Annotated in this window: 15 protein-coding genes; 8 read left to right on the top strand and 7 right to left on the bottom strand. The window is 68.6% G+C overall.

Features of this window, described 5'->3' with window-relative positions:
* Window positions 1-17 precede the first annotated feature (17 nt).
* Complete coding sequence (locus FDZ84_RS31080; RefSeq protein WP_168588776.1) at window positions 18-593, top strand: hypothetical protein; 576 nt, start codon at window positions 18-20, stop codon at window positions 591-593.
* Between the two features lie 233 nt (window positions 594-826).
* Here the strand turns inward: FDZ84_RS31080 and FDZ84_RS31075 are convergent, their stop codons facing one another.
* Window positions 827-1,603 carry a hypothetical protein gene (locus FDZ84_RS31075; RefSeq protein ID WP_210435230.1) on the bottom strand — a complete coding sequence of 259 codons (777 nt, stop codon included), beginning with the start codon at window positions 1,601-1,603 and terminating at the stop codon, window positions 827-829.
* A gap of 44 nt (window positions 1,604-1,647) precedes the next feature.
* On the opposite strand from FDZ84_RS31075, the gene FDZ84_RS31070 reads away from it, so the two are divergent.
* Window positions 1,648-4,767 (top strand): Tn3 family transposase, encoded by a 3,120-nt coding sequence (locus tag FDZ84_RS31070; RefSeq protein ID WP_168588775.1) that lies wholly within the window; start codon window positions 1,648-1,650, stop codon window positions 4,765-4,767.
* Between the two features lie 58 nt (window positions 4,768-4,825).
* On the opposite strand, the gene FDZ84_RS31065 is transcribed toward FDZ84_RS31070, so the two are convergent.
* The 4 genes from FDZ84_RS31065 to FDZ84_RS31050 all read right to left on the bottom strand — a co-directional run bounded on the left by FDZ84_RS31065 (window position 4,826) and on the right by FDZ84_RS31050 (window position 7,633).
* A complete protein-coding gene (locus FDZ84_RS31065) occupies window positions 4,826-5,185 on the bottom strand; it encodes a hypothetical protein (RefSeq protein ID WP_168588774.1) in 360 nt (119 codons plus the stop codon).
* Window positions 5,186-5,431: 246 nt separating this feature from the next.
* Window positions 5,432-6,715, bottom strand: a complete 1,284-nt coding sequence (locus FDZ84_RS31060; RefSeq protein ID WP_132485213.1) for an oxygenase MpaB family protein — start codon at window positions 6,713-6,715, stop codon at window positions 5,432-5,434.
* 199 nt (window positions 6,716-6,914) lie between these two features.
* Window positions 6,915-7,232 carry a hypothetical protein gene (locus tag FDZ84_RS31055; RefSeq protein WP_168588773.1) on the bottom strand — a complete coding sequence of 106 codons (318 nt, stop codon included), beginning with the start codon at window positions 7,230-7,232 and terminating at the stop codon, window positions 6,915-6,917.
* On the bottom strand, window positions 7,229-7,633 hold the full coding sequence (locus FDZ84_RS31050) for a recombinase family protein (RefSeq protein ID WP_246868557.1): 405 nt from the start codon (window positions 7,631-7,633) through the stop codon (window positions 7,229-7,231). The genes FDZ84_RS31055 and FDZ84_RS31050 overlap by 4 nt, the downstream gene beginning before the upstream one ends.
* A 30-nt stretch (window positions 7,634-7,663) precedes the next feature.
* On the opposite strand from FDZ84_RS31050, the gene FDZ84_RS31045 reads away from it, so the two are divergent.
* The 6 genes from FDZ84_RS31045 (at window position 7,664) to FDZ84_RS41165 (ending at window position 13,670) form a co-directional block, all read left to right on the top strand.
* Window positions 7,664-8,758 (top strand): hypothetical protein, encoded by a 1,095-nt coding sequence (locus FDZ84_RS31045; protein ID WP_168588771.1) that lies wholly within the window; start codon window positions 7,664-7,666, stop codon window positions 8,756-8,758.
* Window positions 8,755-9,195: a hypothetical protein gene (locus FDZ84_RS31040; RefSeq protein ID WP_168588770.1), complete on the top strand. Its 441-nt coding sequence runs from the start codon at window positions 8,755-8,757 to the stop codon at window positions 9,193-9,195. Before FDZ84_RS31045 ends, FDZ84_RS31040 begins: the two co-directional genes overlap by 4 nt.
* A 147-nt stretch (window positions 9,196-9,342) precedes the next feature.
* Entirely contained in the window at window positions 9,343-9,480 is a 138-nt protein-coding gene (locus FDZ84_RS31035) for a hypothetical protein (RefSeq protein WP_168588769.1), read from the top strand.
* Between the two features lie 145 nt (window positions 9,481-9,625).
* On the top strand, window positions 9,626-10,810 hold the full coding sequence (locus FDZ84_RS31030) for a site-specific integrase (protein ID WP_246868556.1): 1,185 nt from the start codon (window positions 9,626-9,628) through the stop codon (window positions 10,808-10,810).
* A gap of 44 nt (window positions 10,811-10,854) precedes the next feature.
* Window positions 10,855-13,146, top strand: coding sequence for a site-specific integrase (locus tag FDZ84_RS31025; protein WP_168588768.1), 2,292 nt, complete (start codon window positions 10,855-10,857; stop codon window positions 13,144-13,146).
* 38 nt (window positions 13,147-13,184) lie between these two features.
* A complete protein-coding gene (locus FDZ84_RS41165) occupies window positions 13,185-13,670 on the top strand; it encodes a DUF6262 family protein (RefSeq protein WP_371812929.1) in 486 nt (161 codons plus the stop codon).
* Here FDZ84_RS41165 and FDZ84_RS31020 read toward each other — a convergent pair.
* Both FDZ84_RS31020 and FDZ84_RS31015 read right to left on the bottom strand, forming a co-directional pair.
* Window positions 13,660-13,848, bottom strand: a complete 189-nt coding sequence (locus tag FDZ84_RS31020; RefSeq protein ID WP_168588767.1) for a hypothetical protein — start codon at window positions 13,846-13,848, stop codon at window positions 13,660-13,662. The two genes, FDZ84_RS41165 and FDZ84_RS31020, sit on opposite strands and share 11 nt — an antisense overlap.
* Before the next feature lie 37 nt (window positions 13,849-13,885).
* Window positions 13,886-14,455: a DUF6431 domain-containing protein gene (locus FDZ84_RS31015; protein ID WP_168587152.1), complete on the bottom strand. Its 570-nt coding sequence runs from the start codon at window positions 14,453-14,455 to the stop codon at window positions 13,886-13,888.
* Between the last annotated feature and the right edge of the window lie 292 nt (window positions 14,456-14,747).

The raw sequence follows: 14,747 nt of genomic DNA, 5'->3' as shown, positions 1-14,747 counted from the left end.
AGGGCAGGGAGGCCCGCATGACATCCATCCACAGCCGTTCCCGTCACCGTGGTGCTGGCCTGACGGCCGTCTTGGCTCTGGCGGCCACGGCCGTCGTGGTGAGCCCGGCCCCCGCCCAGGCCGCCCTCGGTGACCTGTTCTGCCCGGACTCCAATGGCTATGTGGTGTTCCAGCCGCCGCTGCAGTCCGGTGTCACCTCGACCGTCACCGCCCATGTCTCCACCAACAACCCCACGCCATGTCACTCGCCCAACGGCAGCCACCCCGAGCTGGACTGGTACGACGAGGCGGTGAACGGCACCGCCACGGTGAGCGGCGTCGTCGATGGTGGCGGCATCTGCAACCTGCTGTTCACCCTCACCGGCACCGGAAGCCTTACCTGGTCCGACGGCACCACCAGCGACGACGAGATCACCCTCCAGACCGACCCCGCCAAGCCCCAGACCCTGGGCGGCAGCGCCACCATCACCCGCGGCACCCTGCAGGGCGACACCGTCACCATCGTCGAGGGCGTCGTTACCACCAACGCCGACTGCGCCACCGCGGGACTGTCCCGCCTGGACTTCCATCAGGCCTCCAACACCTTTTCCTGATCGCCCGATGGGGCAGCACCGGGAGCGGGAGGCAGGACGGTTCCATGGCCGCCGTCGTCATGCAGTGAGTACGTGTCCTTCCTGGTCACTGGCTGGATAGAGGCGTTGACGTTCCCGAGCGACATGATCTTTCCATAGGCGTCGAGATGACCGTTGGCGGTGACGGTACGGAGTTTCAGGACGGCTTCGGCGCCGTCGAGGCCCTAGACGGGGCTTGAGACTGGCGAGGTCGCCTATTCAACTTCGCGAGTTCCCCGTGGATGTAGCGGTGAGTGATCGCCAGGGGCGTATTGGCTCCAGGTGGTGCCGGCCTGGGTGGCGAGCCTGGTTGTGGTGACGGGGTGGTAGCCGAGGGCGTCGGCGACGATCGGGGCTGGCATGTTCTGGAGGTGCTGGCGGATTGCGGCTCCGCGGCTGGCGGCGGCAGGAATCCCGAGTTGGTGAACGAGCCGTGCGAGGTATTCGGGGCGTAGTGGCTGGTTGGCGCGGCGGCCGGGGAATAGCCAGGTGGCGGCGGGGTTCGTCGCGGTGTGCATGTTCGCGCGGTGGGCCGCGTAGTCCAGCAGCAGCGCGGCGAAGGGCGGAGGGACCGGTGACGGCGGGTCGCCGAGGCTGATGAGGACCTGGTCGTCGTCCTGGATGATGTCGTCGACGGTGAGCCGGACGATGCGGCTGACCGGCTGGGCGTAGAGCAGCACGAGGCCTGCGGCGATCCTGCTGCGCAGTGGCGCGTCGGCGTCGGTGAGGACTTGGCGCAGCAGCTCGATCCGTCTGGAGCGGGTGAGCGGGGCGGCCTGTCTGGTTTTCGCTGATGGCAGCACGAATTTCCGGGTGAGCTTGTTTTCCGTGCACCACAACAAGAAACGGCGGACGGCGTTGCGGCCGTGCTCGTTGTGCCCGGCATGCCAGGTGTCGATATCGGCCTGTCGGCAGTCGGCGAGAGTTGTTTGGCGGGTGGCGAGCCAGGCGAGAACGGGGTTGAGTAGCAGCGGTACAGCCGTTGGCGCCAAGCCAAGATCCGCAGATCAGCGGTGATCGTCTACGGTTGCCGCTCGTGCCCGTTGAGTTCTTAACCGATGAGCAGGCCGAGTCCTACGGGACGTTCACCCAGGTACCGACTCGTCCGGAGCTGGAGCGGTTCTTCTTCCTCGACGACGAGGACCGACGGCTGATCGGCAAACGCCGGGGTGATCATTCGCGCCTGGGGTTCGCCCTCCAGGTCTGCACGGTCCGCCACATCGGGCTGTTCCTCCAGGACCCTCTTGCCGTGCCGTGGCCGGTGGTCGAGTACCTCGCCGACCAGCTCGGCATCAGCGATCCGTCGTGCGTGAAGCGCTACACCGAGCGGGAGAAGACCGCCTACGAGCACGCCTGGGAGATCGAGCAGGCGTTCGGCTACCACTCGTATGAGGACCGGGACTGGGGCCGAAAGTTCCGCACGTTCCTGTACGGCCGCGCGTGGACGCACGCTGAGGGGCCGGTGGCGCTGTTCAACCACGCGGTCGCCTGGCTGCGTCGGCACCGGGTGCTGCTGCCGGGGGTGAGTGTCCTGGCCCGGCAGGTCTCCGGCGCTCGCACTGCCGCGGAGAACCGGCTGCACTCCTCGGTGGCGCGGGCCGCTCACCGGGCGGACCCGGCGTTGCCACCGGCACTGCTGGCGTTGTTGCCGGTGCCCGAGGGCGCGCGGCGCTCGGAGCTGGAGCGGTTGCGGCGTCCACCGACCCGGTCGACGGGGACCGCGATGGCGAAGGCGTGGGACCGGGTCAACGAGATTTCCGGCTTCGGGTTGGGCCGGGTAAACCTGTCTCGGGTTCCAGTGAACCGGCTGGCAACGCTGGCCCGCTACGGCATGGCCAGCAAGGCCGCCGCCCTTGAACGGGCCCCGGAGCCCCGGCGAACGGCGCTGTTGACGGCGGTGATGCGCAACCTGGAAGCTGCCGCGATCGATGACGCGCTGGACCTGTTCGCGCTGCTCATGTCCACCCGGTTGTTATCGCCGGCCAAGCGCGCGACCGACAAGGAGCGGTTGGCGAACCTGCCGCAGTTGGAGCGGGTGTCGCGGACCCTGACCAAGGTGTCGCAGGTGCTGGTCAGGCTGTTGGAGGACGCCGACCGGGACCAGGTGGCGCTGGACCCACCGCTGGTGTGGCAGGTGCTGGGTGAGATCGCGCCGCGCGACAAGATCTCTGCGGCGATGGAGATGGTGGACAAGCTGGTACCCGAGGACGACGGGTCGGCCGAGATCGCGCTGCGCAAGGCCCTGACCACTCGGTACAACACCGTGCGTCCGTTTCTGGCGCTGCTGGGCGACTCGCCGGCGCTGGCCGCCGCGCAGGGTGGGCGTCAGATCCTGGCCGCGGTGCGGACGCTGCCGCAGCTGGCCCGCCGCAAGGGTGCCTCGAAGTCGCCGCCGGTGAAGGACATCAACGTCGATTTGGTGCCGCGTGCGTGGAAGCCGGTGGTGTTCGCCAACCCCGCGTTGCCGGCGGGTGCGGTGGACCGGGACGCCTACGTGGTGTGCGTGCTGGAACAGCTGCATCGGGCGCTGTTGCGTCGCGACGTCTACGCCACTCCCTCCAACCGATGGGCCGATCCGCGGGCCCGGTTGCTGGACGGGTCTCGTTGGGAGGCGGTGCGCCCGGATGTGCTGGCTGGGTTGAGCCTGGATATGCCGGTCGAGGAGCACTTGGCCGAGTTCACGCGGGGCCTGGACGCGGCGTGGCGGCAGATGGCCGACCGGATGGCCGAGGCCGGGCCGGAGGCCAAGGTCGAGGTCGTTGTCCCGTCCGAGGGCGGCCGGGCGCGGTTGAGCGTGGACAAGCTCGGCGCCGTGGATGAGCCGGAGTCGCTGACCTGGCTGAAGAAGACGACTGCGGCGATGCTGCCGCAGATCGACCTGCCGGACCTGCTGTTCGAGGTGCATTCCTGGACTGGATTCCTCGACGCCTTCACCCACGTCTCCGAGGGCGCTTCCCGGATGGCCGGGCTGCCGGTCTCGCTGGTGGCGCTGTTGGTGGCGGAGGCGTGCAATATCGGGCTCACTCCGGTGATCAACCCGAACCGCGTCGAGCTGACCCGCACCCGCCTGTCGCACGTGGACCAGAACTACCTGCGCGGGGACACCATCGCGGCGGCCAACGCGCTGCTGATCGAGGCCCAGTCGCGGATATCCCTGGCGCGCTGCTGGGGTGACGGGCACCTGGCGTCGGTGGACGGAGTGCGGTTCGTTGTCCCAGCGCGGACGATCAACGCCGCGCCGTCCCCGAAGTACTACGGCTTCAAACGGGGCATCACTTGGCTCAACGCGGTCAACGACCAGGTCTCGGGGATCGGGGCGATGGTGGTGCCGGGCACCCCGCGCGACAGCTTGTTCATCCTGGACACCTTGCTCAACCTTGACGGCGGGGTGAAGCCGGAGATGGTCGCGACCGACCACGCCTCGTATTCGGACATGGTGTTCGGGCTGTTCAAGATGCTGGGCTACCGGTTCTCCCCGCGCCTGCGGGACCTGTCTGACCAGCGGTTCTGGCGAGTGGAGATGCCCGGTGAGAAGCCGGGCGACTACGGCCCCTTGAACGCGATCGCCCGCAACAGGATCAACCTGGAGAAGGTGATCACGCACTGGCCGGACATGCTGCGGGTGGCCGGGTCGCTGATCACCAACCAGGTCCGCGCGTACGACCTTCTGCGCGTGTTCGGCAGGGAGGGCCGCATGTCCCCGCTGGGGCAGGCGTTCGCCGAGTACGGGCGCATCGACAAGACGATGCACCTGTTGGCGCTGTGCGACCCGGTCGACGACTCCTACCGGCGGCGGATGAACCGGCAGCTGACGGTGCAGGAGTCGCGACACCGGCTGGCGCGGGCGATCTGCCACGGCAAACGCGGCACCATCATGCAGGCGTACCGCGACGGGCAGGAGGACCAGTTGGCCGCGCTCGGCCTGGTGCTCAACGCGGTGGTGCTCTGGACGAGCCGGTACCTGGACGCCGCAGTGACCCAACTGGAGGCCAAGGGTCACGTCATCGACGACGCGGACAAGGCCCGGTTGTCCCCGTTGAAGGACAAGCATGTCAACGTCCTGGGGCGGTACGCGATCATCGCCTCGCAGCCCGCGCAGGGCCTGCGCGGGCTGCGCGACCCGGCCAGTGTGGAGGAGAGCGACATCGACTTCTGACCCGATCGGGGTTGCCGACTGGCGCCGAAAGAGCGGACGGATATGGCTGACCAGGGCCTCAGAGCTCGCCTGCGATGTCGAAGAATGCCGTGTCAATGACGCCCCACACCTGAAGGAACAGGGCGTTTTCGACGAGGCCGCTGTACTCCACGGTGCCGCCGCCGGTGGACGGTGGTATGACCGGCGTGAGCCCTAGCAGGTCTGCCCATGTCCGCAGGACGCGCGGTATCTCGGTCTCCGAATAGTTGTGTGCCGCTCCGCTGAACCCTCCGCTAGTGCCGATCTCGGCCGCGATCTCCCACGTCAGCGGCTGGCATCCCGCCGGCGCGCCGAGTGTGTTCAGCGCGGTTCCCACCACTACTTCCAGGTCGCGGGAACGATTCGACTCCCATGTCACCATGCCATCCTGAACGATCATGACTGGGCAAGCCATGCCTGGGTACGGGCAGGGAGACGCTCATCCCTGTCCTACCCGGGGCGGACGGGACTGGCGGAGTCCCGTATTCAACTGTCGCGAGTTCGGTTGATTCCTTGGTCTTCAGTGCTCGCAGGCGATCAGGGAGCGTTCGGCCGGGGCGGTTCCGGCCCAGTTGTGCCCAGATGGTGGCAGCGAGGGCCAGCAGCCGTTGTGCGGTTCGGGCCGTGATTTCTCGAGAGATTGCGGTCACCCACGCGGCGGTGGGAACTGGGATTGGTGGCTCTCCTGGGGCACGCCCGCCGCCTCGGCCTGGCGCGCTTCTGCGCCCTGCGCCATCTGCCTGTCGACGGCCAGGAGCGGCACGATCTCCACATCACCCGCGTGCTCAAGCTTCTCCGCGCTACGCGGCGTCGGCACGGTGATCTCTTCGTTGTAGCCGGCGAGCTGGGTAGGCAGTGCGAGCGGCTTGCTCTTGCCCCTGGTCAGGATGCGCAGTTCCAGCGCGTACTGGGCCTTGCCGAGCCTGTCGAGCCACCACTTGCCCAGCCGGGAACGGTCTTCGATCCGCTCCAGTCCCCCGAGCACGGCCACGTAGACTCGGACGACGACCTGCCACAGCGGCGAGTGCGGAACCTTGAGCAAGTTGGCCACGTCCTTGCCGATCAGCCTGCGCAGCAGCGCGGGGACGACACCGTCGAAGACCTTCCCCGGCAGCACCCCGGAGTAGAGGTCGATCAGGTGCCCGGTGAGTTCCGCGCCTTCTTCCGACGGTCCCGCACTGCGCGCCAGCGCGGTGGCGAACAACTGGCGCGCCTCGCTCGCGGTCGACGGCATCGCGGCGGCCGGGATGCCGAGGAAGGTGCCCGCGACACGCCAGGTGTGCATGTAATCCTCGGCCTCCTGCGCGGTAACCCTGATCCGAAGCCGCTCCAGGAAGTCCAGCACCTGCACGGACAGTGCCAGCCACACGATCAGCAGGTGCTCCTGGGAAGCGGGAACACCGTGCCGGTCCTCGTCCCAGCTCCCGGTGGCGCGGAGGTGGTGTCGGACGGTCGCGTGGATGAGCCGGACCTTTACCGCGCTGACCACGAACCGGCTGTTCGGGCCGAACGGGTCCGGCTGCATCAGGTCGAAGACGAACTGGGCGGTGTTCGCCATCCGGCGCTCGGGGTAGCGCAGGCGATGGGTGAGGCTCATCATCTTCGCGCCGAGCGGGACCGCGTAGGCCATCGCCATCGAGCCGAGTGCCAGGACGGTGCCGATGTGGATGCCGTCATCCTCGAAGAACTCGTGCACCCGGGTCAGCCGCTCCTGGTCGGCCCACTCCGGAGCCACCCTGGCTTCCTGGAGGAAGTCGTGCAGGCCGCGCGGCAGTCCAACCGGGATGTCCTGGTCGTAGGAGTGCCACTGGCTCAGGACGCGGTTGACCTCCTCCAGTTGCCCCTTCTCGACCAGTTCCGAGACCACCTGCTCCGCTTTGGGATCACCGATCCGTGCCAGCTCGTCCAGCGTCGTCCCACTGATTTCCATGACAGTCCTCCGCCCTGCCGTCAACGCGACTTGCCCGCCCGACGGCAACCGCGGGCGGGCGTTCCAGTCAGGAGGATCCGAGAACACGAGGAAGCTCGCAGGCCCGCTCACAGGGCCACGCGTCCAAACCACCCTGCGGGGTGGACATGGGCACTGATCGCCTACGACCACTAACACCGACTTCACGGAATCACTCATCCTAGATGCGGAAACGCTGATCCTCACGGTCGTGGTTGCCGTAGCCGATGCCCTGACACTGCCCCAGCACGCCCGGTGGCTCATGGATCAGGTGGTCCGCCTCGCCGAGCGAGCCGGCAGGGAAGGCACCGAGCTGGGTGTCCTTGACCGCGATTACGTGCTCGGCGTGGTTGGCGACATCGCCTGGCACTGCCGCGATGTCGTCGACGAGTTGGTGGGTGCGACCAGCGACGAACGGCGCGAGGCCGCCGCCAGACTGCGGGCCGTCCTCCGGGACGCCGCACCTACGGTCCCTGACCAGTAGCCACGGCCGTCTCAAGGCTGCTGCTGGACGTCGGCCTCGGCGGCTTTCACCTCGCCGTGCACCACGGCGAGGCTGACGCCGACGCCTCGGGCGATCTGGCGCAGGGATTGGCCCTCGGCGCGGCGGGCGAGGATCGCGCGTCGCTTGTCGTCGTCGACGACGCGGGGGCGTCCGCCCTTGCGTCCGTGTCGGGCGGCGGATTCGAGACCGTTGCGGGTTTTGCGGGCGATGTCGCGGCGGCGATCCTCGGCCAGGGCGAGCGCAAGGTCGAGGATCAGGCTGCGCTCGGTGTGCTCGCCTGCGGCGATGCCTTCCAGGATCTTCACGGCCACGCCTTGCTCGAACAGGTCGTTGAGCACGATGAGGCCTTCCAGAAGGTTGCGGCCGAGCCGGTCGGCTTCCTGGACGGTGAGCATGTCGCCGGGGCGCATGTAGTCGAGCGCGGCTTGCAGGCCGGGGCGGTCGGCGACTTGATCTACCTGCAGCCGATGGAGGGTTCCGGCGGGGTGCACAAGGACGGGCTCGCCGTCTATGCCGCGGAGCTGATCGAGCCGCGCTGGTGGGCCGATGCGGTGGTCGTCATCCCGATCGAGGAGAACCTGCGGTTCTTCCCTGAGCACGACCACGCCCCGCTGGCCTGGGTGTACCAGCTCACGCCCCGGGCAGACGGCACCAGCGAACCGGACAGCAGTGGCGGGGTGTTCGGCGGGATGCGCCGGTGGTTCTCTCGCACCATGCCGCCCGAGCTGACCGGCCCCGCGGTACCGAACGCGCACTGGGCCACGTCCATGGACCTGGACGAACTCGCCAGGGTGGTGGGCCGCCCGGTCCCGTTGTGGCTCAACGACACCACCACCACCGACAACGCCGAGCGGTCCCTGGCCTATGACCGCACGTTCACCACGACCGACACCGTCACCGAGTGGCCGGCCGCGCAGGACCGGCTGACCCGCGCCATCGAGGTCGGCATGCCCGGGGACTACCCGTGCGCGTTCGCCGCATTGGCGGTGGAGGCCGCCGAGGGCCTGACCGCGATCCGGTCCGCCCACGAACACACCCCGGACACCGGGCCCGGCTGGTACCTGGTGTGCCGCCCGGCCCGCCCGGCCCCGCCGATCGAACTGGAACAACAACTCGCCGCGACCCGCCTCGTCACCGACCTGGACCTGGTCGCCGCCGAGCTGACCGAGCTGCGCGCCGTGGAGGGTGAACTCGACATCGACGACCCGCGCGGGGAGGTCTACGCCGAGGCGATCGGCCTGCTGGAATGGCAGCTGCGGCGCGCAGCCAAAGAGGCCGGCACCATCCGCGATCTGAGCCACGACTACGTGCCCGTCGCCGACGACGGATTCCTGCGCTACCACGCTCCCTGGAACGGGCCCGTGGTCGACGCCTGGAGCAAGACCTTGACCCCGGTCACCGACCTCGACGCCACCCTGCGGCTGCGCCGGGTCCGCCGACTCCTCGAGACTACACACCCGACCAGGTCCTGCGGGCCTACCGCGATCCTCACGGCCGCTATGTGCTGGTCGTGGGCATGAGCTTCGGCGACGAGTGGAGCCTGGCGGAATGGCCCGCTTCCCTGCAGGTCACCGATACCTGGACCGACAAGACCGTCCTCGCCGGCGACCACGACGGCGGCACCACCACAACCCTGCTCGCCCTCACCCCCACCGACGACGGCCGGATGCAGGTCGACCCCGTCCCGCTCCCGGCCCGCAGCGACCGCGACGCCTTTGCCTACGGCTACGGCGGCGGCACACCCGGCACCACCTACCAGGCGCTGTTGCGAACCGCGCTCGGTAACGACAGCAACCCCGCCCGCGTCGCCGGCCTGGCCCGTGAACGCGACACCGACGGCACTCCCGTCAGCCAGCTCTGGGCCGCCCTGTCCACCACCAAGGGACCGCTGCGCTTGTCCTGGCCTCAACTGCAGCTGTGGGCCAGAGCCGACAGAAAGCACATGGAGGAGCGATGAGACATGGCGGCCCGGAGGCCTCTACCAGTTCAGAACGCGCACTCTGCTGAGGCCCCGAGCAGGCCCTGATTTCACGACGCGCAGGCCCGCGCCTCGGCGAGGCGCGGGCCTGCGCGTCGTTGATCGGGTGTGTGCTCGGGGCACGGGATGGGCGATGCCGTGGTGAATCTCGCCGCGTTCTACCGGCGCCAGCACCGCGACGACCTCGCAGCGGCCTGGTGGACGACCGCCAAGGACGAGGGGTTCAGTGAGCGCGATCTGATCGAGGTGGACCGGCTCGGATGACGGAACTGTTGCCCGTTCTCTTGGGGTGGCCGGCCTGTTGTGTGGTGTCGCCCGATTCGGGTGATTGTGGTGGTTGTGTGGTGGTTCTCCTGGGGTGCGGTGCTCGTGGCTGGTAATCGTTCACGATTCCTGTCACGAGATCGGAGTGGGGAGAGTGCGGGCGTTCCTGGTGAGGCTGCCGTCCGGCGCGCGGTACTGGACGGTGCTGGATGAGGACCTGGTCGTGGTTGGCGAGGCGGACGTGTTCTTGCGGCATGTTCGGTTTGGCCGTGATGGCTCGGAGCTGACCACGAAGTCGTATGCCGGCGGGATCGCGTTGTTCCTGCGCTGGTGTGCCCGGACCGGGCGGCACTGGCATGCCGGGGTGGAGCATCTGGGACTGTTCATCACCTGGCTGCAACACGCTGGCGCGCGGGCCAGCGGGGTTGATGCCGTCCCGGGTGGCGAGGTGCTAGTCGGGCCGGGGCGGGAGCCGGTGCGTGGCGCGCGGCGGGTGAATGCGGTGTTGTGTGCGGTGCGCGGTTTCGTGACGCATTCCGTGACCGTGGGGCTGGCCCCGGCGGGGCTGGTGCCGCTGTTGTATGAGGTGGCTGATGACCGGGACCTGCCCGAGGCCGCCCGCGGTGAGGACGACCGCATGACGTGGCGGATGCGGGCGCGGCATCGGTTGCGTGAGCCGGAAACGGTGGTGGACCGGGCCAGCGACGAGGAGATCGTCGCGCTGCTACGGGCCTGCCGGTCGGCGCGGGACTGGCTGATCGTGCTGCTGATGGCTCGGGCAGGGTTGCGCCGTGGTGAGGTGTGCGGGTTGCGCCGCAGCGATGTGCATCTGCTGCCGGATTCGCGGCTGTTGGGGTGCAAGGTGGCCCGGGCGCATCTGCATGTGGTGCGCCGCGAGAACCCGAACGGGGCGTGGGCCAAGTCCCGCCGCGAGCGGGTGGTGCCGCTGGATTTCCTTGCTGTGCAGGCGTTTGACGTCTACGAGTTCGAGCGGATGAAGGTCCCGCAAGCCGCAGACAATGATCTCGTGTTTGTCAACCTGTTCCGTGAGCCGCTCGGCGCGCCGATGCGCCCGGACGCGATCAACGAGTTGATGGCCGCCTGCTCACGGCGGGCCGGGCTGGACCAGCCGGTCCGGCCGCACCAACTCCGGCACGCGTTCGGGAGCAATGTCGCCGACGCCGGCGGCCGCCTGGACGAGATCGCCGAGCTGTTGGGGCATGCCGCGGTGTCCTCGTCGCAGGTGTACCTGCATCCCGACCCGGGTCGGCTGCGGGAGGCCGTCGAGCGTGTGCCCAGCCCGCGTGTGCAGCCGGGAGCCCTGCGGTGAACGCGGTTACGACGGTGAGGTCGGTGCCGCCGTCGAGCATAGCCGTGGCTGTTCCCGCAGACGCGGCGCATGTGCTCGGTGCGGGGTGCGACGTCGAGCCCACGGTGGCTCGGTTGGCTGCCGTGATCGATCCGGCTTTCCTGGCCGAGGCCGGGTGGGATCCGGTGACGCGGGTGTTGTCGCTGCCGTCGGAGCATTCTCAGCTGGGCTGGCGGATGTGTCAGACGCAAGGGTGCGGCAATCAGGTCTATGGCCACGATCGGACGTGCGGCATGTGCCGGACCAGCATGGCCAGCCCGGAGGATCACCAGGGCGGGGGCGCGGTGGAGGGTGTTGTCCCGCTGCAGCCGGGCCGGTTGTGCCAGGTGGAGGCATGTGGCCGTGCTCGCAGGAACCGGCGCTACTGCCGGGCTCACGACGAGCGGTGGCGAGATCAGCGCCGCACCGATCCGGGCTTCGATGAGCGACGGTGGCGCCGGATCGAACCGGCCATCGAGGGGGCCGGCCAGGTCAGCCTGCACGGCATTCCGGCCCTCCTGGTCGCGGAGGTCCTTTATGGACTGCAGCAGCGGACCCGCGACGGCGCGCTCACCGGCACCGCCAGACTACGTCAGATCGCGTGGGAGTTGCGGCGTGAACAACCGGTCTCCCTCGCAGGCAGCGACCTTAATGGTCGCGGTGATCAGCACAAGGTGCTGCGCTGCTTTGTGCGCCATGTTCAACGCGCTTTCCGCACTCCCGAGACCGAACGAGTCAAGGATGTGTGGGACCTGGCCGTGTTCGGGTTGCCTGGGCGTCTGACCTTCACCCAGATCAGCCAGGCATGGTTGCGCGAGGCGGCCAAGCGGTGGGCAGCCGACGATTTGCCGAGACGCCGCGGCAAGAACGCTGCCGGGCCGGCGCATCACTACCTGACCAGCCTGGCCAGCTTGTCCGAGAGCCTGCGGGCCACACGCACCGATCACGGCAACGACCCGGCGGTGCTGGGACGCGGCGATATCGACGCCTTCCTGCAACGGATGGCTTTCCTCGCCGCTGAAGGGCAACTGTCCACTGACGCCCGCACGCGCCGATGCCGCGAGGTCAGGCAGCTGCTGGTGCGATTTCGGGCGCTCGGGTTGACCCGCGCCGGCGGCCCGGCCGCTGGTCTGGGTGATGATTTCGCCCTCGTCACCAGCGATATTCCGCAAAAGCCCGAGGATCCCGAGCCGAACCGGGACCTCCCCGCGGAGATCCTGCGGCAGCTCTGTGATCACCTGCCGGCACTGGAGCATTCCATTTCCTGCCGGGAAATCCGCGTCGCAGTGGAACTGATCATGGACACCGGCCGGCGACCGGACGAGATTTGCGCGTTGCCGTGGGACTGTCTGGAATACGACGAGGACCGGCTACCCGTGCTGGTCTACGACAACCACAAGAACGCCCGGCTCGGTCGGCGGCTGCCGATCGCGCAAGCGACCGCGGACTTGATCAGCGAGCAGAAAGACCATGTCCGCACCCGGTTCCCCGATACCATGCTGGCGGAACTGAAGCTGCTGCCCGCTGCCTATGCCAACCCACACGGCCGGCGCGCGATCACCGAAAACCAGTTGGGTGCCCGGCACCGCGCCTGGATCGACAGCCTTCCGTCACTGCTGCGGACCGATGGCACCGAGTACGACAAAGCCCGGATCGTGCCCTATGCCTACCGTCATTCGTATGCTCAGCGGCACGCCGACGCCGGTGTCCCGATCGATGTGCTGGGGTCTTTGCTCAACCATGTCAGCCTCAACACGACGAAAGGCTACTACCGTGTCGGCGGCGCGCGCCGCCGCGAGGCCGTCGACCGGGTCGCCACGATGCAGTTCGACCGGCACGGCAACCGGATCTGGCGGCAGGCGCAGCAACTGCTGGACTCCGAACGCGCTCGCCGCGCGATCGGGGAGGTCGCCGTCCCGTTCGGGATCTGCGCCGAGCCCTCCAACGTCAAAGCCGGCGGCCAGTCCTGCCCGTTCCGGTTCCGCTGCGCCGGCTGCGACCACTTCCGCACCGACGTCTCCTACCTGCCGGACCTGCAGGCATACCTCGACGACCTGCTGCGCAACCGGGAACGCGTGCTCGCTGCCAGCGACATCGACGACTGGGCGCGCGCCGAGGCCATGCCCTCCGACGACGAGATCGGCCGGATCCGGCGGCTCATCGCACGGATCACCACCGGGCTCGACGAGCTCACCGCCACCGAACGCGAACACCTCGAGCAGGCAGTCACGGTAGTGCGCCGCCACCGCGCCGTGATGCTGGGCATGCCCCGCATCCGCCAAGCCCTGCCCGACCTCCGCCCGGAGCGCACCGCGTGACCACCAACCACACAGATCGTCGAGACACGGCCAGGGCGATGGTCGAAGGACGACGAGCGGACTCCGGCCGACGCCGCCAGCGCGTCCTCACAGCCCTCCACACCGCGGTCGCCAACGGCGATCAGATCACCGTCAGCGCAATCGCGCGCGCCAGCGGGGTCGACCGCAGCTTTCTCTACCGCCACCGCGACCTGCTCGAACAACTCCACGCTGCCGACGCCCAGCCACCGAACACCGCAGACCCGGCTGTCCGCGCTCCTCGGCGAGCAAGCCTGGCGCGAGTCCGGGCTCGGCGCCCCCGACGACATCGACCAGCTCAACCAGCGGATCGTCCACTTAGAACAGCAGGTCACCGATCTGCGCCTCCAGCTCGAGGAACGCGACCAGGACCTCACCGCCGCCCGCGCCGCCAACCGCGAGCTGATGGCCCGCATCAACGCCCCAAACACCAACAGCTGAAAACCCCCACCAGCCACTTGCGCCACACCTGTTGCACCGATAACTTCCACCGCATCAGCCTCTGAGCAGCGCAAACGCGGAGGACTCAACCTCCACCACGGCGCCAAACCCCAGAGAATGCCCGGCATTCAAAATGAACATGGCGGCGGCGCTGTAGATGATCACGAACAGGGCACCGTTCGTGCTCACGGTGACGCCGTCATGCTCATCCTGTCGGACCTCGCCCTCCGTGCCGGTGACCAACTGCGGACACACTGATGCCACGACATGTCCGTGTTGATCATGGTGGAGAAAGCAGGCGGCCAGCGGTGAAAACCCCGATCAGCGTCCACGCCTGGACAGGTCGGGCGAAACGGCGCCGCCAGGCCAGCACGGCCGCAGCCAACGCGCACAGCGCGTCGCCCAACGCCGTGGCCTGCACCGTGAGGTCCACCAGCAGGTCCTGGTCCAGCTCGAACGTCCGCTGCACACCTTGACGCCGCAGCCACTCCACCTGATCGCCCCGGACGCCGCGCAGCCAGTGCCGCACGGTGGAGACCGGGCGGCCCAGCTCACGCGCGATCGAGCGGTAACCCTGCCCACGCGCCTTCGCGACCAGCGCCGCGCCGATGACCTCGGCCGCGTCCGCCCGCCGGGGCAGGCACCAGGCCGGCATGAGCACCTGGGTGGCCCGGCAACCCGAACAGCGTGCCCGGCGCGGTCGCACCAGGCGGTGCGAACCGTCGAGCTGCCGGATCTGTCGGGCCGACGCGGAGGACCACGGTCGTAGCACCGCCGAGCAGTGTGGACAGCGCAGCGCACCGGCGTGCAGGTCGACCTCGGCCTGCTCGACGTCCAGCACGATGATCACGGCGGCGGGCTCCTCGCACAGTGGTCCAGCATGCCTATCACGCTTGTGGCGGTCCAGGGGCCAGTTCGCGTTGCTGATCGTGGTCCTGGATCGTCCACAGTCGACGGACGGCCGGGCGATGTGCTGCCGTCACGATGAACATGAGGGATCAGGAGCGGTCAGCCCTGTGCTGGGCGGGCGCGCGTGGTGTTCATTCTGCCGCCGGGGACGAAGCTCTTGGGCGTGCTCACCGTCAATGCCGCCGACAGGGCTCCACGTCGTTATCCAGAACGCCTGACAACAACGGAACAGT

This window comes from Saccharopolyspora sp. ASAGF58, from assembly GCF_012277335.1.
Taxonomy (GTDB): domain Bacteria; phylum Actinomycetota; class Actinomycetes; order Mycobacteriales; family Pseudonocardiaceae; genus Saccharopolyspora; species Saccharopolyspora hattusasensis.
This window is presented reverse-complemented; position numbering and strand designations above follow the sequence as displayed.